The sequence below is a fragment of the Cellulosimicrobium sp. SH8 genome, assembly GCF_025818875.1.
In the GTDB taxonomy this organism is placed as follows: domain Bacteria; phylum Actinomycetota; class Actinomycetes; order Actinomycetales; family Cellulomonadaceae; genus Cellulosimicrobium; species Cellulosimicrobium cellulans_D.
In genome coordinates, this window is the sequence record NZ_JAMXMH010000005.1 from 18,555 (window position 1) to 37,121 (window position 18,567).

Sequence of the window (18,567 nt, forward strand, 5' to 3'; positions counted from 1 at the left end):
GAGCAACGGCGAGTCGTCGGGTCAGGCCTTGCGCATGTACGCACGCACGGTGAGCGGCGCGAAGACCGCGACGATGACCGTCGCACCGACGAGCGAGATCGCGGCGTCGGAGCCGAGCGTCCCGGTGTTCGCCAGCTCCCGGACCGCGGTGACGAGGTGCGACACCGGGTTGACGTTGACGAAGCCCTGCAGCCAGCCCGGCATCGTGTCCGGCTGGACGAACGCGTTCGACAGGAACGTCAGCGGGAAGAGCACGATCATCGAGATGCCCTGCACGCTCGACGCGGTCCGGGCGACGACGCCGAAGAACGCGAAGATCCAGCTCACGGCCCACGAGCACACGATGACGAGCAGCCCTGCGAGCGCGACCGCACCGAGGCCGCCATCGGGCCGGTAGCCCATGAGGTAGCCCATCGCGAACGTGAGCGTGGTCGCGATGAGGTAGCGGACCGTGTCCGCGAGGAGCGCGCCCGACAGCGGCGCGATACGCGCGATGGGCAGCGACCGGAAGCGGTCGAACACGCCCTTGTCCATGTCCTCGCGCAGCTGCGTGCCGGTGACGACCGACGTCGTGATGACGGTCTGCACGAGGATGCCCGGGATGATGATCGGCAGGTAGCTCGTCACGTCGCCCGCGATGGCCCCGCCGAAGATGTACGTGAACATCAGCGTGAAGAGGATCGGCTGCAGCGTCACGTCGAAGAGCTGCTCAGGCGTGCGCTTGATCTTCAGCAGCCCGCGGTAGGCCATGGTCAGCGTGTGGTCGGCCGTCGCGCGCAGGGACGTGCGGTCGGACAGCGCGCGGTCGGCGCCGGCCTGGATGCGGGGTCGGGCCGCGGGCGCCGCGTCGGTCGGGCCGGGAGCCGTGGGGGGAGTCGTGGTCGTGGTGGTCATCGCAGCGCTCATCGCAGTGCCGCCTCTCGCGTCGCGGCGGCGCGGTCGTCGCGCGCGCCCGGGGTGTCGTCCGTGGGACGGGGCGTGCCGTCGCCCGACGCCGCTTCGGACTGCTCGGCGCCGTGCCCCGTGAGGGTGAGGAACACCTCGTCGAGGCTCGGCTTGTCCATGCTCAGCGAGCCGACCTCGATGCGTGCCTCGCGCAGGCGCACGAGAAGGTCCGTCACGACGTCCGGCCCGGGGACCGGCACGGTGAGTCGTCGCGCCTCGGGGGAGACCGTCGCGGCGAGGCCCAGCGAGCGCTCGACGATCTCGACCGCAGGGGCGACGTCGGCCGCGTGGACCAGAGCGAGCTGCAGCGACTGGTCGCCGACGGCGTCCTTGAGGTCGTCCGCGGTGCCCTCGGCCACGACGCGACCGCGGTCGATCACCGCGATCCGGTCCGCGAGCTGGTCCGCCTCGTCGAGGTACTGCGTCGTGAGCAGCACCGTGGAGCCGCTCGCGACGAGGTCGCGGATCGTCGCCCACATCTGGGCGCGCGTGCGCGGGTCCAGGCCCGTCGTCGGCTCGTCGAGGAAGATGAGCGGCGGCTGCGCGATGAGGCTCGCCGCGAGGTCCAGACGGCGGCGCATGCCGCCCGAGAAGTTCTTCAGCGGGCGGGACGCCGCGTCCGTGAGGCCGAACGCCTCGAGCAGCTCGACCGCCTTGCGGCGGGCCTGCGTGCGCGACAGCCCGAGGAGCCGCGCGAAGATCACGAGGTTCTCCGTCGCGCTGAGCGTCTCGTCGACCGACGCGTACTGACCTGTCACGCCGATGAGCTGGCGCACCTTGTGCGGGTGCGCGACGACGTCGTGCCCGAACACGCGGGCCTCGCCCGCGTCCGGGCGCAGGAGCGTCGCGAGCATGCTGATGGTCGTGGTCTTCCCGGCACCGTTGGGCCCGAGGACCCCGTAGACGGTGCCGGTGCGCACGGTGAGGTCCACGCCGTCGACGGCGCGGTTCTCGCCGAAGACCTTCACGAGGCCGTGGGCCTCGATCGCGGGGGTGGTCATGTGTCCTCCTGGTCGGTGGGTTCACCACCCAGGCTGGACGCGCGTCCTCGCAGCGCGCTGTCAGCGGAGCACCACCCGCTGTCACGCCGCTGTCACGCGACGGAGAACCGTGGTCCCGCGAGGTAGATCCGTGGTCGTGCTCGACGGCGGTCTGGTCGCGCTGGGTGGGCGGGGTGGGTGGTGGTGCCGCGTCTACCATCCGCCGCTCGTTCCTCGCGGCTCCCGCCAGGCCCGACCACGACGCGGCACCACCACCCACCCCGCCCGGCGTCGTCTCGCCCTGGTCGTCGCTCACCCGGGCGACTGCCCGCGGCGTCGGCCCGCCAGTGCCGTGATGGCCCACGGTTGGTCCGACCGTCGGGGTGACCGACCCGTCGTCGGGCACGGCCTGGGGTTCTCCTCGGCAGACCACGGCTCTACTTCGGCCAACCATGGCTCTGCCTCGTGTGACCGCGGCTCTACCACGGCAGGTGCGGTTCGTGCCATGCGGGTCTGAGACCCGACTCGCCAGCGTCCTCCCGACGGCCGTAAAGGCCGTGTGCCGAGGCGGGCCTGCGTGCTAGCGTCGGGGCCGATCGTGAATCGAGCCGAGGAGGTGAGTCCCGTGAACGCTGTGTCCGTACCGGGCGCTCCCTCGCTGCCCACGATCGCGCGACGGCCGTAGTCGTCGTCGGGAGTGCTCGCCGCACCATCGCGAGAGGCGACTCCCATGCACACCACCACATCTTCTTCTGTCGCGGGCACCTCGCCCGCGGGTTCCTCGGTCCCTGATCCCACGGCCTCCGACCCTGTCCCGACGTCGGGCGAGCGTGCCCTCGTGCTCGGGGGCGGCGGGTCCACCGGCAACGCGTGGCTGATCGGCGTGGTCGCCGGGCTGGCCGACTCCGGGCTCGACGTCTCCTCGACGGCCGACCTGACCGTCGGGACGTCGGCGGGGGCGACGACGGCGGCGCAGCTCGCCGGCGCGACGCCCGCGGAACTGTACGCCGCCGCTCTCGTCGCGCCCACGCGCCCGCAGGCGGGGCCGGGCGTCTCGAGCTCGGGCGGTGACCGCACGCGACAGGCGGCGGAACAGATGGCGCGGACGGCCGCGGTCATCGCCGGTGCCCGGGACGCGGCGGACATGCGACGCCGGCTCGGGGAGGCGGCGCTCGCGCTGCCGTCGTCGTCGGACGAGGCGGTGCAGTCCCGGTGGCGGTCCACCGTCGCCGCGCGCCTGCCCGACCCGTCCTGGCCCCGGCGGTCGTTGCTGCTCACGGCGGTCGACGCACGGACCGGCGAGTCAGCCGTCTTCGACCGGCAGAGCGCGGTGGACCTGGTCGACGCGGTCGCGGCGAGCTGTGCGAGCGGGTTCGCCTACCGGGTCGGAGAGGGGCAGTACATCGACGGCGGATACCGCCGCAACGAGAACGCGGACCTGGCGGCGGGGCATCGACGCGTGCTGGTGCTGTCGCCGTTCGGCGGCAGGACGCGCGCGCCGCTGGACTGGGGTCTGCAGCTCTCGGACCAGGTCGACGAGCTGCGGGAACGGGGGAGCGAGGTCGAGGTGATCGCCCCGGGCTCCGAGGCAGACCGGTTCTTCGGGCCGCAAGCGATGGACCTCTCGCTGCGCCCGGCGGCGGCCGAGGCCGGGTACGAGCGGGGCACCGCGCTCGCGGAGCGTGTCGCAGCGCTCTGGTGCTGACTGGCGCTGACCGGCGCTGACGCAGCGGTGGCCCGGGTCGCTCAGGCCCGGGTCACCGCCCGCTCAGCCGCGGGTGCGGGTCGTCAGGAGGACGCGCGTGGAGCCGGCGACGAGGAGCGCCGAGCCGAGCATGTGCAGCCCGACGAGGAGCGCGGGCAGGCCCGTGAAGTACTGGACGTACCCGATCAGTCCCTGGCCCAGGGTGATCGCGAGCAGGATCCAGGCCGCGCGGCGCACCTGCTGCGGCCCGCGACGGACGCTCACGAGGTACGCGACGAGGACGGCGACGAACACCCACACGGCCCACGCGTGGAGCTTGCTCATGAGCGCGGGGTCGACGGCGAGGCGGTAGCCGACCTCCTCGTCGCCGCTGTGCGGCCCGGCGCCGGTGACGATGACGCCGAGCACGACGACGAGCGCCGTCAGCCCGTACAGCGTCCAGGCGAGCGCGCGCGAGCGTGCCGCGACCGTCAGGACGGGCGGTCCGTCGCCCTCGCCGGACCGGTGCAGGAGGAGCAGCGAGACGGACACGAGCGCGGCCGAGACGACGAAGTGCAGGGACACCCACCCCGGGTGCAGGTGCAGCAGGACGATCACTCCACCGATGACCGCCTGCGCGGCGACGCCGAGCAGCGGGACGGCGCCGAGGAGCCGGTAGGACAGGACGCGCGAGCGGTCGGTCCACACGAGCACGAGGGCCGCGATCGCGATGACGCTCAGCACCCCGGTGAGCGTGCGGTTCCCGTACTCGACGAACTGGTGGTACGTCGTCTCGGGGTGGAACTTCGCCGCGAACTGCCCGGGCTCGCACTGCGGCCAGGTCGAGCACCCGAGCCCCGAGCCCGTGAGCCGCACGGCACCTCCGGTGACGATGATGCCGATCTGCGCCACGAGGTTCGCGACGAGCACCGGTCGGGTCCAACGGCGCCATCGAGCGAGCCGGTCGGGCCGGGTGGAGCCGTCACCGGTGGCGGCGCCTGCGGGGCTGTCGGCGGGAGCGGGGTCGAGCGCGGGGGGCGGGGTGCTCACGGACCCACGGTATCGGGGCGCGCGGGCGGCCCCGGAATCTTGCGGGTGTGAGATGTGCCCGGGGCTCAGGTCCAGCGGAAGAGCTTGCCCGCGCCCCAGCCGAGCGCGGCGGTCCAGCCGAGCAGCACGACGACGGAGAACGGCGGCACGGACCCGTCGAGCAGGGCGCCGCGCATCGCCTCGCCGAGCGCGCCCGACGGCAGCAGGAGCGCGACGTGCTCGAGCGGGCCGGGGAGCTGGTCGGCCGGGACGAGGACGCCGCCGCCGACGGTGAGCAGCACGAGCACGAGGTTCGCGACGGCGAGCACGCCCTCGGCGCGCAGGGTGCCCGCGAGGAGCATCGCGAGCGAGGTGAAGGCGGCGGTCCCGAGCAGCACCGCGAGCAGGGCCGCGGGGATCCCCGCCGGGTCGGGCTGCCAGCCGAGCGCGAGCGCGACGGCCGTGATGACCACGACCTGCACGACCTCGACGGCCAGGACACCGAGCACCTTGCCCGCGAGGAGGCCGCCGCGGCCCAGCGGCGTGGTGGACATGAGGCGCAGCACGCCGTTGCGACGGTCGAACGCGGTCGCGATGGCCTGCGACGTGAACGCCGTCGACATCACGGCGAGCGCGAGGACGCCGGGCGTCACGAAGTCGACGCGTGTCGCGCCGCCGGTGTCGAGGTCGACGAACGACGTGAGCACCAGCCCGAGCAGGAGCATGACCGGCAGGATGATCGTGACGAGGAGCTGCTCGCCGTTGCGCAGGATCATGCGCGTCTCGAACGCCGTCTGGGCCACGACGCGGCGCCACGCGGGCGCGGCGAGCTCGGTGTCCGGGGTCCGGCTCGGTTTCCGGGTCTCGGACGTCGTCGGCGGGGTCGCGCTCATCGCAGGTGCCGTCCCGTGAGGTCGAGGAACACGTCCTCGAGCGTGCGGCGGCCCACCGTGACGCGCGAGGCGAGGACGCCGCGCGCGGCGAGCCACGTCGTCAGCGCCACGAGCGTCGCGGGGTCGGCAGGGCCGGTGAGGGTGTACGAGCCGGGCTGCGGCTCGGCGACGCTCCACGCCGCGGGTGCGGCCACGCCGTCGGGCAGGCCTGCTCCGGCGACCGCGTCGCTCAGCCCGTCGAGCCCGAGCCCGGGCGTGGCCTCGAAGCGCACGGTGCGGTCCGCCTCGCCGTCGGCGCCGGACTCGAGCAGGTCGCGCGTCGCGCCCGCGGCGATGACCTTGCCGTGGTCGACGACGTACACGTGGTCGGCCAGGTCCTCCGCCTCGTCCATGAGGTGCGTCGTGAGGACGATCCCCACGCCCTCCGTGCGCAGCTCGCGCACCAGCTCCCAGACGGCGTGCCGGCTCTGCGGGTCCATGCCCGCGCTCGGCTCGTCGAGGAAGACGACCTCCGGCCGCCCGACGATCGCCGCGGCGAGCGCGAGCCGCTGCCGCTGCCCGCCGGACAGCCGCCGGACGGTCGTGCGCGCGAAGCTCTCCAGGCCGAGGCGCTCGGTGAGCTCGCCGACGTCGCGCGGCCGCGCGTACATCGACGCGACGTGCCGCAGCATCTCCAGGGCGCGCACCCCCGTCGGGAGCCCGCCGTCCTGGAGCATGACGCCGACGCGCGGGCGCAGGTCGCGCGCGTCGGTCAACGGGTCGCGGCCGAGGACCTGGACACGCCCGGCATCGGGGGAGCGCAGGCCCTCGCAGCACTCGACCGTCGTGGTCTTGCCGGCGCCGTTGGGGCCGAGCACCGCGGTGATCGCGCCGCGCTCGGCGGTGAGAGACACGCCGTCGACGACGGCACGACCGTCGTAGCGCTTGACGAGGTCGTGCACGAGCACGGCGGGGGCGGGCACCCGGCGAGTCTAGGGGGCGGGTCCGCCGCTCAGGATCCCGCGTCCCGCCAGGAGCGCTCGGGTGTCGCGTACGCCACATCCCGGCGCCCCAGGGGGCGGTCTGAGGGTCGCCTTGCTTGCGTTCGGGCAATTAGGGAACAACCATGTTGTCTATATCGGTTCCAGATCTGTCACCCCGTGTCAGGCCGCGCCTCGCGCACGCGCGCCCACGGGACGAAGCACGGGAGGTGAGCATGGCCGCAGGATCCGTCCGACCGGACGCGCTGCGCGCTGCCACCCCCGCGGGCGGGCAGACCGCAGCGCCGACCGCCGTGCCCGCCGCCGACGTCGACCGCCGCACGCGCGAGCGCGTGCTCGAGCTCGTCGCGAGCGCGGGCCCCGTGAGCGCCGCCGACCTCGCCGCGACGCTCGGGCTCACGCCCGCCGCCGTCCGCCGGCACCTCGCCCTCCTCGAGGAGGACGACCTCGTCGCCGTGCACGACGCCGGGCACCCCACCGGGATGCGCGGCCGCCCCGCGCGGCGGTACGTCACGACGTCGGCCGGGCAGGGCGAGCTGAGCGGCACCTACGCCGACCTCGCGACCCAGGCGCTGCGGTACCTGCGCGACGTCGCGGGACCGGACGCCGTCGAGCGCTTCGCCCAGGACCGGCTCGCCGAGCTCGCCGACCGCTACGAGGGCCGGCTCGACGCGGACGACGTCGAGGGCCGGGCCGCCCAGCTCGCGGCGGCGCTCGCGGACGACGGCTACGCGGCGAGCGTGCGCCCCGTCCCCGGCACCTCCGCGGTGCAGCTCTGCCAGGGGCACTGCCCCGTGCAGCACGTCGCGGAGGAGTTCCCGCAGCTCTGCGAGGCGGAGGCGCAGGTCTTCGCCAGGCTGCTCGGCTCGCACGTGCAGCGGCTCTCGACGCTCGCCACGGGCGCGCACGCGTGCACGACCAACGTCCCCGTCCGGGCGCGCGGTCGCCCGACGTCGGGCAAGACCTGACCCGAGGGGCGCACCGCCGCCCCGAGGCACGCACGACCTCCCCCGCAAAGAACCCTTGTACCGACTGCCCCCGCCCGCACACGACGGACAGTGGAAGGACGACCATGAGCGCTCCCACCCAGGACGCCACCGGCACGGCCCAGCCGACCGGTGAGAAGCAGACCGACGACGAGATCATCGCCTCGATCGGCGCCTACGGATACGGCTGGCACGACAGCGACGCGGCCGGCGAGGCCGCGCAGCGCGGCCTGTCCGAGGACGTCGTGCGCAACATCTCGGCGCTGAAGGACGAGCCCGAGTGGATGCTCAAGACGCGTCTCAAGGCCCTGCGCCTCTTCGACAAGAAGCCCATGCCGAACTGGGGCTCCGACCTCACGGGCATCGACTTCGACAACATCAAGTACTTCGTGCGCTCCACGGAGAAGCAGGCCGCCTCGTGGGACGACCTGCCCGAGGACATCAAGGAGACGTACGACAAGCTCGGCATCCCCGAGGCGGAGAAGCAGCGCCTCGTCGCGGGCGTCGCGGCCCAGTACGAGTCCGAGGTGGTCTACCACCAGATCAACGAGGAGCTCGAGCGCCAGGGCGTCATCTTCCTCGACACGGACACCGCGCTGCGCGAGCACCCGGAGCTCTTCCAGGAGTACTTCGGCACCGTCATCCCGTCGGGCGACAACAAGTTCGCGGCGCTCAACTCGGCCGTGTGGTCGGGCGGGTCGTTCGTCTACGTCCCGCCGGGCGTGCACGTCGAGATCCCGCTGCAGGCCTACTTCCGCATCAACACGGAGAACATGGGCCAGTTCGAGCGGACGCTGATCATCGCGGACGAGGGCTCGTACGTGCACTACGTCGAGGGCTGCACCGCGCCGATCTACTCGTCCGACTCGCTGCACTCCGCGGTCGTCGAGATCATCGTCAAGAAGAACGCCCGCGTGCGGTACACGACCATCCAGAACTGGTCGAACAACGTGTACAACCTCGTGACCAAGCGGGCGACCGCGGCCGAGGGCGCGACGATGGAGTGGGTCGACGGGAACATCGGCTCCAAGGTCACCATGAAGTACCCGGCGATCTACCTGCTCGGCGAGCACGCGCGCGGCGAGACGCTGTCGATCGCGTTCGCGGGCGAGGGCCAGCACCAGGACGCGGGCGCCAAGATGGTCCACGCGGCGCCGCACACGTCGTCGTCCATCGTGTCGAAGTCGGTGGCGCGCGGCGGGGGCCGCACGTCCTACCGCGGGCTGGTCCAGGTGCTCGAGGGCGCCTCGCACTCGGCCTCGACCGTGCTGTGCGACGCGCTGCTGGTCGACCAGATCTCCCGGTCCGACACCTACCCGTACGTCGACGTCCGCGAGGACGACGTGTCCATGGGGCACGAGGCGACGGTCTCGCGGGTGAGCGAGGACCAGCTGTTCTACCTCATGTCCCGAGGCATGGAGGAGACCGAGGCGATGGCCATGATCGTGCGCGGGTTCGTCGAGCCCATCGCGCGCGAGCTGCCCATGGAGTACGCGCTCGAGCTCAACCGCCTCATCGAGCTGCAGATGGAAGGGTCCGTCGGCTGATATGACCACCACCACCATTCCCGAAGAGGCCGGTCTGACCACCGACCACTCGCGCGCGCAGGCCGACGGGGCGCACTCCCACGGCGTCGTGCCGCAGGGCTCGCGCGCCGAGCGGCTGACGTCGTTCGACCTCGCCGACATCCCCGTGCCCTCCGGGCGCGAGGAGGAGTGGCGCTTCTCGCCCGTCGCGCGCCTCGCGCCGCTGTTCGACGAGAAGCTCGTCGGGCAGAGCGGCGGCGGCGACGTGCGCGTCACGGTCGTCGAGGCCCCCGAGGTCGAGGTCTCGATCGTGGGCCGCGACGACGCGCGGCTCGGCACCGCCGGCAAGCCGGGCGACCGCACCGCCGTGACGGCGTGGAACGCGTTCGAGCAGTCGACGGTCGTCACGGTGCCCAAGGAGGCCGTCGCGTCCGACGTCACGTCCGTGCGCGTCGAGGGCCACGGCTCCACGCCGACCGCGAGCCACGTCCTCGTGCGCGCCGAGCGGCACTCGGAGGCCGTCGTCGTGCTCGACCACGTCGGGACCGCGACGCTCAACGAGACGGTCGAGATCGTCGTCGAGGACGGCGCGCACCTCACGGTCGTGTCGGTCCAGGACTGGGCCGACGGCGCCGTGCACGCGTCGTCGCATCGCGCCCGCATCGGGCGCGACGCGCGGCTCAAGCACGTGGTCGTGACGCTCGGCGGCGACGTCGTGCGCGTCACCCCGGACGCGGAGTTCACGGCCGAGGGCGGCGACGTCGAGATGGTCGGCCTCTACTTCGCGGACGCGGACCAGCACCAGGAGCACCGCCTGTTCGTCGACCACGCCGTGCCGCGCTGCAAGTCGCGCGTCACGTACAAGGGCGCGCTGCAGGGCGAGGGCGCGCACGCGGTGTGGGTCGGCGACGTGCTCATCCGGGCCGAGGCCGAGGGCACCGACACCTACGAGCTCAACCGCAACCTCGTCCTCACGGACGGCGGGCGCGCGGACTCGGTGCCGAACCTCGAGATCGAGACGGGCGAGATCGAGGGCGCGGGGCACGCGTCCGCGACCGGCCGGTTCGACGACGAGCAGCTCTTCTACCTGCAGGCCCGCGGCATCCCGGAGGTCGAGGCGCGCCGCCTCGTCGTCCGCGGCTTCTTCGCGGAGCTCATCCAGGAGATCGGCGTCGCGTCGGTCGAGGAGCGCCTGCTCGAGGCGATCGAGCGCGAGCTGAGCAAGTCCATGTCGATCATCGACGGGAGCGCCGAGCTCGCCGAGGGGACCGCGTGACCGCACAGCCCGCCTGCACGACGTCCGACCTCGGCCCGGAGGAGGCACTCCGCGTCGAGCTCCCGGCCGAGGACGGGCGCGTCGTCGAGGTCGCGGTCATCCGTGACGGCGACGGCGACTGGCACGCGATCTCGGACATCTGCTCCCACGGGGCCGTGTCCCTGTCGGACGGCGAGGTCGAGGGCTGCTTCGTCGAGTGCTGGCTGCACGGCTCGCAGTTCGACGTGCGGACCGGCATGCCGACCGCGCTGCCCGCGATGCGGCCCGTGCCCGTGTACCCGGTGACGGTCGACGGCGAGCAGGTGCTCGTCGACGTCGACCGCGTCGTCGCTCCCACCTGATCCGTCTCGCTGATCCGTCAGCGGTCCACCAGCACTGACCTGGCGCGCCGCGCGCGCCCCACGGCTCACCAGAACCTCTTGGAGAAGAACCAGATGTCCACTCTCGAGATCCGCGACCTGCACGTCAGCGTCGAGACCAAGGAAGGGCCGAAGCCGATCCTGCGCGGCGTCGACCTGACGATCGCCAGCGGCGAGGTCCACGCCATCATGGGCCCGAACGGGTCGGGCAAGTCCACGCTCGCCTACTCGATCGCCGGCCACCCCAAGTACCAGGTCACCAGCGGCACCGTGACGCTCGACGGCGAGGACGTCCTCGCGATGAGCGTCGACGAGCGCGCCCGCGCGGGCCTGTTCCTCGCCATGCAGTACCCGGTCGAGGTCCCCGGCGTCTCCGTGTCGAACTTCCTGCGCACCGCGAAGACCGCGATCGACGGCGAGGCCCCCGCGCTGCGCCACTGGGTCAAGGACGTCAAGGGCGCCATGGAGCGCCTGCGCATGGACGACTCCTTCGCCGAGCGCTCGGTCAACGAGGGCTTCTCCGGGGGCGAGAAGAAGCGTCACGAGATCCTCCAGATGGAGCTCCTCAAGCCGAAGTTCGCCGTCCTCGACGAGACCGACTCGGGCCTCGACGTCGACGCGCTGCGCATCGTGTCCGAGGGCGTGAACCGCGTCCACGGCGCGACCGACGCCGGCATCCTGCTCATCACGCACTACACGCGCATCCTGCGCTACATCAAGCCGGACTTCGTCCACGTCTTCGTCGACGGCAAGGTCGCCGAGGAGGGTGGCTCGGAGCTGGCCGACCGCCTGGAGGAGGAGGGCTACGACCGCTACCTCTCCGGCTCGGTCGAGTCCGCCTCGGCCGCCTCGGCCTGAGCGGTCGCACCACCTCTGAGGAGACGACCATGACGACCACCGCGCACAGCTCCCCGCTGACGGCGACCGAGCTCGCCGCCGTGCGGGCGGACTTCCCGCTGCTCGAGCGCACCGTGCGCGGTGGTCGTCCGCTCGTCTACCTCGACTCCGCGGCGACGTCGCAGAAGCCGCAGGTCGTCCTCGACACCGAGGTCGACTTCTACGAGGAGCGCAACGCCGCCGTGCACCGCGGCGCGCACCAGCTCGCCGAGGAGGCGACCGAGGCGTTCGAGGACGCCCGCGCGGACGTCGCGGCGTTCGTCGGGGCGCGCCCGGGCGAGATCGTCTGGACGTCCGGCGCGACGGCCGCGATCAACCTCGTCGCGTACGGGATCTCGAACGCGACGCTCGGCCGCGGGGGAGAGGCGGCCCGCCGCTTCGCGCTCGCGCCCGGCGACGAGATCGTCATCACCGAGGCCGAGCACCACGCGAACATCGTGCCGTGGCAGGAGCTCGCGGCCCGCACCGGTGCCGTCCTGCGCTGGTTCGAGGTGGACGACGACGGGCGCGTGCGCGTCGAGGACGCGGCGACGGTCATCACCGAGCGCACGCGGGTCGTGGCGTTCGCGCACGTGTCGAACGTGACGGGCGCGATCACTCCGGTCGAGCCGATCGTGGCCCGCGCGCGCGAGGTCGGGGCGCTCACCGTGCTCGACGCGTGTCAGTCCGTGCCGCACCTGCCCGTGGACCTGCCCGCGCTCGGCGTCGACTTCGCCGCGTTCTCGGCCCACAAGATGCTCGGACCCACGGGCGTGGGCGTGCTGTACGGGCGGCGTGAGCTGCTCGAGGCGCTGCCGCCCGTGACGACCGGCGGGTCGATGATCGAGGTCGTCACGATGACCGAGTCGTCGTACATGGCGCCGCCGCAGCGGTTCGAGGCAGGCACGCAGGCCGTCGCGCAGGTCGTCGGGTTCGGCGCCGCCGCGAAGTACCTGCGCGAGCTCGGCATGGACGGCGTCGCGGCGCACGAGCACGAGCTGGCTGCCGAGCTGCTGCGCATCGGGGAGATTCCCGGGGTGCGGATCATCGGCCCGCGCGAGCCGGCCGACAGGCTCGCCGTCGTGTCGTTCGTCGTGGACGGCGTGCACGCGCACGACGTCGGCCAGGTGCTCGACGACGCGGGCATCGCCGTGCGCGTCGGTCACCACTGCGCCCAGCCCCTGCACCGCCGCTTCGGCATCGCCGCCACCGCGCGCGCGTCCGCGTCGGTGTACACCACGCGCGAGGACGTCGACGCGTTCCGGGAAGCATTGGCCGGGGTGCGCGCGTTCTTCGCGGTGGACTGAGAGAGGACCCGATGAGCTCGATCGAGCAGATGTACCAGCAGGTCATCCTGGACCACGCGAAGACCCCGCACGGCCGGGGCCTGGTCGAGGTGGCGGACGGCGCGGCCAGCGGCCAGTCGCACCAGGTGAACCCTACGTGCGGCGACGAGGTGACGCTGCGCGTCGAGCTCGCCGGCGACACGATCGATCGTGTGAGCTGGGAGGGACAGGGCTGCAGCATCTCGCAGGCCTCGCTGTCCGTGCTCACCGACCTCGTGTCGGGCCGACCCGTGACCGAGGCCGAGCACCTCGGCGAGGTCTTCCGCGAGCTCATGGGCTCGCGCGGCAAGGGTCTCGACGAGGCCGCGGAGGACGAGCTCGGTGACGCCACGGCGTTCACCGGCGTCTCGCAGTACCCTGCTCGCATCAAGTGCGCCCTGCTCGGCTGGGCCGCGCTGCGCGACTCGCTCGTCACCTCGGGCGCCCTGAGCACGCTGGGCGACGCATCAACCGCAGCAGCTTCCGACGCGGCGCTCGCCGCGCGGGGAACGACGGAGGAGAACCGATGACCACCGAGACCGGCGCGCCCGCCGAGGGCGTCACGCCCAGCCCGCCGAACGTCGCCGACGTCGAAGAGGCGATGCGCGACGTCATCGACCCCGAGCTCGGCATCAACGTCGTCGACCTCGGCCTCGTCTACGGCATCCAGATCGACCAGAACAACCACGCCGTCATCGACATGACCCTCACGTCCGCGGCGTGCCCGCTGACCGACGTCATCGAGGACCAGTCCGCCCAGGCCCTCGAGGGCCTCGTCGACGGCTTCCGCGTCAACTGGGTCTGGATGCCGCCGTGGGGCCCGGAGAAGATCACGACCGACGGCAAGGAGCAACTCCGCGCGCTGGGGTTCAACGTCTGAGCTCTGCTACGGAAGCTGATTGCTGACTTAGCTGGCGGAATGCCACTTGAACCGCGGTTCACAAGCGCGGACTGAAGGTCCAGCGGGATCCAAAGGCCCTTCGTGGCCACCGTCGCCCCCTCTCGCCGGGGTCGCCGACTGTCCCGATGCCCTCGCACGATTGTTGCGCGTGCGTGTCGTCGTCCTGAAGGCGTGAGCCGCGACGTGCGGCTGCACGAAGGCGCGCCCTCCGGTGTTCGTGCCGACATCCAGCGCCTCACGACGCGATCCGGTTCATCCGAATCGATGATGACCACCACGAACCGCGGAGTGGCCGGGAGGATGAGTCCTTCGCGTAACTAGACGTCCACGCGGACCACGACTATGGCCATTGCGCTGAACGCGACGGCCTCAAGTATCAGGAGGACCGAAGCGCACGGTGCGGCGCGGTTGAGACCCGGGGGGACTTGTGGCCCGGTTGCTAGGCTCTAGGCGACTCACGCGCGCCACTTCTGGCGCATTCCGCGGAGTTCACTCGGGTTCTCCGGTCGGTGGTGAGTCATTTCGGCAACGCCGAGTAGTTCCGCGGTAGTGTCTTGCTCGATCTGACGGTCTGGGGAGATTTGGCGGAGGAAGAGAGTCGTTGTGGACCTTGCGAGCATCATGATTCGTGGCTCGGCGGTCGTTCGGGAGAACGACGACCCCGCTCACCTGCGGCGCTCTGCTGAGTCTCTTGTGCGAGCGGCATGCGCGTATGAAGGGTTCGGGGTCGTCGCCGCCAGTCCCCAGGCGGAGCGAGTTCTTGGGGCGGCCATGATGCTGGCTCCGGAAATACACGGGGACGGCAGTGGTCCTTCGATCGTTTTTGATGTGAACTATGCGAGCGGAACCTTACTCGCCCGCGCCGCCCGACGGCTGCGGGATCGCGGTAACGACTCGCTACTGGTCGGGATTGTCCTCAACGCGTTGACCGCATCGGAACGTGAGATTACTGTCGCCGAGCTGGATCACATCCGTGTCGAGGTCAAGCGGGCCCCGCTAGCGCTGCAGAGCCAGAGCGGCGTAAGCCGCGTCCCTGTATTTGCGTGGTAGCCCTTCCAGAGCCTCCACGGCAGCCTCGAGATCAGTCTTCTTCATCCCAGCTAGCGTCGCGAGGCCCTGGGCGTCCTTTGCTTCCAAACGGACGTCAGTCACCTCATGGAGCACAAACAGAAGAGCGCCCTCGGCGTGAGCCCGTTGGAACGTCGCGCGGTTCCGTCTTGCGACGGGCGGCGCGCCCGCGGTCTTGATCGCAGCGGAGTTGAACGTCAGCCCGGGGAGCCGTCCCTGGAGCAGTCGAGCGAGGTTCACGGCCTGTGCGCCGGGCTCCGTCTCGGTTGTGTTGATTGTGAAGGTGTCGTCGACCTTCGGGCCGTCCGCCCCAAGGTCGATTAGCACAATATGGACCTTCGGGTTTCCACCCGCGGGATCCACGGAGATTCCCAGCACTCGCATGGCCGATACCTTATCCTTCGACTCGTGGATCTGTCAGAACTGCCCCCTGGGACGACCATCAACGACCGGTACGAACTGTCAAGCGGCCTGGGCACCGGCGCAGGTGGCTCGGTCTACGAGGCGCACGACCGGCACCTCAACTCCCGGGTCGCGGTCAAGCTGCTTAGCCCAGTTGAAGATGGTGTCGCCGGAGTCTGGCAGGAAGCTCAACGACTTGAGCTCCTAAAGTCGAGGTACTTGCTGCCGGTGTTGAACGCCGACGTGGTGATCGACAGCGACATCCGGTTCATCGTTACTCCCGTTATGAGTGGGGGTGATCTGGCGGAGGTCGCTCAGCCGTACGGGATCCATGCGTCGGAGGCGGCCCACTTGGTACAGCAGGTGGCATCGGGGCTTGACCGCATCCACCGTGCCGGGATGGTCCACCGCGATGTCAAGCCAGCCAACATCCTGCTCGAAGGAGCTGACGCGGTGTTGGGCGACCTTGGGTTCTGCCACCTCCTCGCCGCGGACGGAACCGCTCCGCCGAACGGGTCATTTTGCACGGTGGCCCCCGAGGTGATTCGGGACGATGGGACGTGTTCGTCGGCAACCGACGTCTACTCGCTGGCAGCAACGACGTTCTATCTGTTGAGCGGTGAGTACCCGGTCGACCATCGACTCCCGAGGCATGAGCAACGCAGCCGGATCCGGGCTGGATCCGTCAGGGAGCTTCGGGAAGTCGCTCCGCACGTATCCCGCGCGGTCGGTACCGTGGTGCGCAAGTCGCTGAACGGGGACCCCGCGAAACGACACGCGAGCGTCACAGATTTTGGCAACGCGTTCGCAGGGGCAGTCCGGGGCAACAGGGACTGGCGCCGGGTCTCACATGCTGGACATCTGCACTGTATTTCCGGCGCGCGTCACGGTGGGAAGAAAGCTGTCGAGGTATGTAGTGCCGGGATCGACGGGCGAACGATTCAGGTGAGCGCGCGACTGGCGGATAGTGGGCGTCAGGTACGTGGGACGCCTGATCTTCGCATTGCCCCGGCTCAGTTGATCGCAACGCTCCAACGGTTGACGGCGAGCCTGTGAGGCGTCCTCATCAGGCATCGGCTCCGTAAGGAGTCGCGTTGGTGCGCTGACACTTGGAGACCACTCGGCAGCTTGGCAGCAGCGAGCCGCCGGTTCAGTGCAGGGGCCTCCCCAATCCGCAGACACGTACCGCTCCCGATCGGGATGACCGCCAACTCTCGCCGATCTCTGTCAAGGCCAGCTCCGCGTAGCCCGCTTCGGTGGTCGGGACTGGCCAGGTGTGCCCGTCGCTCATTGATGTACTCCGGCCTGGCATGCTGGGGCTCGGCAGCGCCGCGGCATGAGTTCGGTTGTGTCTGCGGGAGACTGCGCGAAAGCGAACGTGGCTCCCGGCGGGCTTCGGCGACCCGGTGGTCAAGAGGTGCTCGAAGGGTCTTCACCCAACCTGTACGAGAGCAAGCACAGGCCGGCGACTGAGTCGGCGCTGTCTCCAGCGGTGCGTCGTAGGGCTGCCGGATCGGTCCGATCGGAATCGCCAGTGCGCCGAGAGGCCCGCTGTCCCGTCGCCCCCTCACGTTGCCGCTGCTCACGATCCGATTGCGATCCTTCCGGTGCGTTGACGAGGACTGTCCTGAGTGTTGGGATATGTGCGCCCACACCACTTTTCGGAGGATGACGTGACACAGCAGGACCAGACCGGCGCGGGCGGTTCCCCGCGGCAGGTGCGCTATCGCGGCCGGCACCTCCCGATGGTCGCCGTGGTCATCGCGGCGACGATCGCCACCGCGCTGGCGTACAGCGGCATGGTCCTGTTCGGTCTCGAGGTGGCGCACATGTCGCCGCTCGAGGCGTACGGGCTGGCGGGCTTCCTCGAGATCAGCCTCGTCGCCGTGGCGCTCATGGCGCGCAACGCGGCGCTGGAGGGGCGCCCGTACGGTGTCCTGCTCGCGCTGACGTGGGTGCTCTCGGGCACCTCGGGCCTGTTCGCGGCGCTCCACGAGATCGCCGTCCCGACGGCGAGCACCCCGTACATGGTGGTGTTCCGGTTCGTTCCGCCGCTGGTGGCCGCGCTCATGTGGCACCTCGCCCTCGTGGGGGAGCGGCACATGGTGACCGGCCACACGCTCGAGGAGCGTCGTCGCGAGCTGCGCGTCCACGGCTACGTCTCGGCCCTGGAGCAGTGGCGTGACGCGCGAGCCGACAGCGCTGGCTCGTCCGGGGACCTGCGGAAGGTCCGCGCCGCCCACGAGCGGCAGCGCGCCGCCCGCGACGCCGCGCTGAAGCTGCTGACGGTCGAGGACTTCGAGCGCCGCATGCTGGTCTGGGTCGACCGCCTGGAGGCGGCGGAGCGCCACGGCAACAGGCTCGACCTCATCGGGGCGAGCTCGGTGAAGCGCGGCACCGCCCGCGGGTCGGCCGAGGTCGCCGGGCCGACCGAGGCGACGGCAGTCGTCGTGGCCCGGACCGCCGCGCCGGCCGCGACGCTCGTCGAGACGCACCGCCAGGAGACCCTCGCGCTGGAGTCCGCGCGCGACGCCGAGGTCCGCACGGAGACCCCGACGCCCGTCGAGGAGGCCCGGGACGTTCCGGCCGCCGAGCCGCACCAGGAGAGCACGGCCGCCGTCGCACCGGCCGAGGCGCCCGCCGTCGAGCGGGACGTCGAGCCGGAGACGGAGCCGGAGACCGAGCCTGCGCGCGAGGCGAACGACGAGAAGCCCTACGCGCCCGAGACGGCGTTCGAGGCGCTCCCCGACCTCGAGGCGCGGGTGAAGGAGCTGTTCGGGCGTCCGCTCCCCTGGGACCAGCCGGCCCCGGAGGAGGACAGCGCGGCACCGGTCGTGGAGCCCCCCGCCGTGACGGGCCACACGCGCCGCGTCGAGGTCTTCGACCTCGTGGGCGGCACGAACGGCGCGCAGGCCGCGGCGACCGAGGCGGACGACGCCTCCCTCGGCGAGGACCCGACCGCGGAGCGCGACCGTCGCATCGTCGAGCTCGCCCGCCAGGGCATGAACCAGCGCGAGATCGCCCAGAAGGTCTCGGCGTCGCGGTCGACCGTGAGCCGCGTCGTGCGCCGCTACGAGGACCAGCGGCCCGTGGCGGACGACGACCGCGAGCTCGCGAACGTCTGACGCACGGAGTCGCGCACACTCGTCCGGCCACCGTGGCCGACGTCTGACGCGCCCACCTCACGACGCCGCGTCCCCGTCCCCGGGGGCGCGGCGTCGTGCTGTCCGCACCGCGCCGGAGCGCGCACGTGATGGCCTTCGATGGGGGTACTGAGGACCTTGGTCCCAGACGGCTGATGTGGTCAGACCACCTCCCCTAGGGTCGGGAGCAGGGC

General features: G+C 71.4%; 17 protein-coding genes. 11 read left to right on the top strand and 6 right to left on the bottom strand.

All coding sequences use genetic code 11. The annotated features are described in order from the left end of the window. Nucleotides 1-21: 21 nt before the first annotated feature. Together NF338_RS08170 and NF338_RS08175 are read right to left on the bottom strand one after the other, a co-directional pair. A complete protein-coding gene (locus tag NF338_RS08170) occupies nucleotides 22-894 on the bottom strand; it encodes an ABC transporter permease (RefSeq protein ID WP_264030316.1) in 873 nt (290 codons plus the stop codon). Nucleotides 895-902: 8 nt separating this feature from the next. Further along, nucleotides 903-1,946 (bottom strand): ATP-binding cassette domain-containing protein, encoded by a 1,044-nt coding sequence (locus tag NF338_RS08175; RefSeq protein WP_264030317.1) that lies wholly within the window; start codon nucleotides 1,944-1,946, stop codon nucleotides 903-905. A 709-nt stretch (nucleotides 1,947-2,655) separates the two neighbouring features. On the opposite strand from NF338_RS08175, the gene NF338_RS08180 reads away from it, so the two are divergent. After that, nucleotides 2,656-3,630: a patatin-like phospholipase family protein gene (locus NF338_RS08180; protein WP_264030318.1), complete on the top strand. Its 975-nt coding sequence runs from the start codon at nucleotides 2,656-2,658 to the stop codon at nucleotides 3,628-3,630. 63 nt (nucleotides 3,631-3,693) lie between these two features. On the opposite strand, the gene NF338_RS08185 is transcribed toward NF338_RS08180, so the two are convergent. The 3 genes from NF338_RS08185 to NF338_RS08195 form a co-directional block, all read right to left on the bottom strand. After that, nucleotides 3,694-4,659 (bottom strand): COX15/CtaA family protein, encoded by a 966-nt coding sequence (locus tag NF338_RS08185; protein WP_264030319.1) that lies wholly within the window; start codon nucleotides 4,657-4,659, stop codon nucleotides 3,694-3,696. A gap of 65 nt (nucleotides 4,660-4,724) precedes the next feature. Further along, nucleotides 4,725-5,531: an ABC transporter permease gene (locus tag NF338_RS08190; RefSeq protein ID WP_264030320.1), complete on the bottom strand. Its 807-nt coding sequence runs from the start codon at nucleotides 5,529-5,531 to the stop codon at nucleotides 4,725-4,727. Further along, the gene (locus NF338_RS08195) at nucleotides 5,528-6,493 is read right to left on the bottom strand and encodes an ABC transporter ATP-binding protein (RefSeq protein WP_264030321.1); all 966 of its coding nucleotides are present in this window, start codon (nucleotides 6,491-6,493) and stop codon (nucleotides 5,528-5,530) included. The genes NF338_RS08190 and NF338_RS08195 overlap by 4 nt, the downstream gene beginning before the upstream one ends. A 233-nt stretch (nucleotides 6,494-6,726) precedes the next feature. On the opposite strand from NF338_RS08195, the gene NF338_RS08200 reads away from it, so the two are divergent. The 8 genes from NF338_RS08200 to NF338_RS08235 all read left to right on the top strand — a co-directional run bounded on the left by NF338_RS08200 (nucleotide 6,727) and on the right by NF338_RS08235 (nucleotide 13,739). Beyond that, the gene (locus tag NF338_RS08200; protein WP_264030322.1) at nucleotides 6,727-7,479 is read left to right on the top strand and encodes a helix-turn-helix transcriptional regulator; all 753 of its coding nucleotides are present in this window, start codon (nucleotides 6,727-6,729) and stop codon (nucleotides 7,477-7,479) included. 104 nt (nucleotides 7,480-7,583) lie between these two features. Continuing rightward, on the top strand, nucleotides 7,584-9,044 hold the full coding sequence (gene sufB / locus NF338_RS08205; protein WP_087471877.1) for a Fe-S cluster assembly protein SufB: 1,461 nt from the start codon (nucleotides 7,584-7,586) through the stop codon (nucleotides 9,042-9,044). A 1-nt stretch (nucleotide 9,045) separates the two neighbouring features. Continuing rightward, on the top strand, nucleotides 9,046-10,299 hold the full coding sequence (gene sufD, locus NF338_RS08210; protein ID WP_264030323.1) for a Fe-S cluster assembly protein SufD: 1,254 nt from the start codon (nucleotides 9,046-9,048) through the stop codon (nucleotides 10,297-10,299). After that, the gene (locus NF338_RS08215) at nucleotides 10,296-10,640 is read left to right on the top strand and encodes a non-heme iron oxygenase ferredoxin subunit (RefSeq protein ID WP_047234320.1); all 345 of its coding nucleotides are present in this window, start codon (nucleotides 10,296-10,298) and stop codon (nucleotides 10,638-10,640) included. Before sufD ends, NF338_RS08215 begins: the two co-directional genes overlap by 4 nt. Nucleotides 10,641-10,733: 93 nt before the next feature. Next, the gene (gene sufC, locus NF338_RS08220; protein ID WP_264030324.1) at nucleotides 10,734-11,516 is read left to right on the top strand and encodes a Fe-S cluster assembly ATPase SufC; all 783 of its coding nucleotides are present in this window, start codon (nucleotides 10,734-10,736) and stop codon (nucleotides 11,514-11,516) included. A gap of 29 nt (nucleotides 11,517-11,545) precedes the next feature. After that, nucleotides 11,546-12,841: a cysteine desulfurase gene (locus tag NF338_RS08225; protein ID WP_264030325.1), complete on the top strand. Its 1,296-nt coding sequence runs from the start codon at nucleotides 11,546-11,548 to the stop codon at nucleotides 12,839-12,841. Between the two features lie 11 nt (nucleotides 12,842-12,852). Then, the gene (sufU, locus tag NF338_RS08230) at nucleotides 12,853-13,389 is read left to right on the top strand and encodes a Fe-S cluster assembly sulfur transfer protein SufU (RefSeq protein ID WP_264030326.1); all 537 of its coding nucleotides are present in this window, start codon (nucleotides 12,853-12,855) and stop codon (nucleotides 13,387-13,389) included. Continuing rightward, entirely contained in the window at nucleotides 13,386-13,739 is a 354-nt protein-coding gene (locus NF338_RS08235) for a metal-sulfur cluster assembly factor (protein WP_047234322.1), read from the top strand. The genes sufU and NF338_RS08235 overlap by 4 nt, the downstream gene beginning before the upstream one ends. A 1,017-nt stretch (nucleotides 13,740-14,756) precedes the next feature. Here NF338_RS08235 and NF338_RS08240 read toward each other — a convergent pair. Continuing rightward, nucleotides 14,757-15,212 carry a hypothetical protein gene (locus NF338_RS08240; protein ID WP_264030327.1) on the bottom strand — a complete coding sequence of 152 codons (456 nt, stop codon included), beginning with the start codon at nucleotides 15,210-15,212 and terminating at the stop codon, nucleotides 14,757-14,759. A gap of 24 nt (nucleotides 15,213-15,236) precedes the next feature. On the opposite strand from NF338_RS08240, the gene NF338_RS08245 reads away from it, so the two are divergent. Both NF338_RS08245 and NF338_RS08250 read left to right on the top strand, forming a co-directional pair. Continuing rightward, nucleotides 15,237-16,286 (top strand): serine/threonine-protein kinase, encoded by a 1,050-nt coding sequence (locus tag NF338_RS08245; protein ID WP_264030328.1) that lies wholly within the window; start codon nucleotides 15,237-15,239, stop codon nucleotides 16,284-16,286. Between the two features lie 617 nt (nucleotides 16,287-16,903). Continuing rightward, nucleotides 16,904-18,355 carry a helix-turn-helix domain-containing protein gene (locus tag NF338_RS08250; protein WP_264030329.1) on the top strand — a complete coding sequence of 484 codons (1,452 nt, stop codon included), beginning with the start codon at nucleotides 16,904-16,906 and terminating at the stop codon, nucleotides 18,353-18,355. The last annotated feature ends 212 nt before the right edge of the window (nucleotides 18,356-18,567 follow it).

Excerpts from the sequence above, each read along its gene's own strand:
- NF338_RS08170 (WP_264030316.1), bottom strand. The coding sequence starts at position 894 with ATGACCACCACGACCACGACTCCCCCCACGGCTCCCGGCCCGACCGAC.
- NF338_RS08175 (WP_264030317.1), bottom strand. The coding sequence starts at position 1,946 with ATGACCACCCCCGCGATCGAGGCCCACGGCCTCGTGAAGGTCTTCGGC.
- NF338_RS08180 (WP_264030318.1), top strand. The coding sequence starts at position 2,656 with ATGCACACCACCACATCTTCTTCTGTCGCGGGCACCTCGCCCGCGGGT.
- NF338_RS08190 (WP_264030320.1), bottom strand. The coding sequence starts at position 5,531 with ATGAGCGCGACCCCGCCGACGACGTCCGAGACCCGGAAACCGAGCCGG.
- NF338_RS08200 (WP_264030322.1), top strand. The coding sequence starts at position 6,727 with ATGGCCGCAGGATCCGTCCGACCGGACGCGCTGCGCGCTGCCACCCCC.
- sufB (WP_087471877.1), top strand. The coding sequence starts at position 7,584 with ATGAGCGCTCCCACCCAGGACGCCACCGGCACGGCCCAGCCGACCGGT.
- sufD (WP_264030323.1), top strand. The coding sequence starts at position 9,046 with ATGACCACCACCACCATTCCCGAAGAGGCCGGTCTGACCACCGACCAC.
- sufC (WP_264030324.1), top strand. The coding sequence starts at position 10,734 with ATGTCCACTCTCGAGATCCGCGACCTGCACGTCAGCGTCGAGACCAAG.
- NF338_RS08225 (WP_264030325.1), top strand. The coding sequence starts at position 11,546 with ATGACGACCACCGCGCACAGCTCCCCGCTGACGGCGACCGAGCTCGCC.
- sufU (WP_264030326.1), top strand. The coding sequence starts at position 12,853 with ATGAGCTCGATCGAGCAGATGTACCAGCAGGTCATCCTGGACCACGCG.
- NF338_RS08235 (WP_047234322.1), top strand. The coding sequence starts at position 13,386 with ATGACCACCGAGACCGGCGCGCCCGCCGAGGGCGTCACGCCCAGCCCG.
- NF338_RS08240 (WP_264030327.1), bottom strand. The coding sequence starts at position 15,212 with ATGCGAGTGCTGGGAATCTCCGTGGATCCCGCGGGTGGAAACCCGAAG.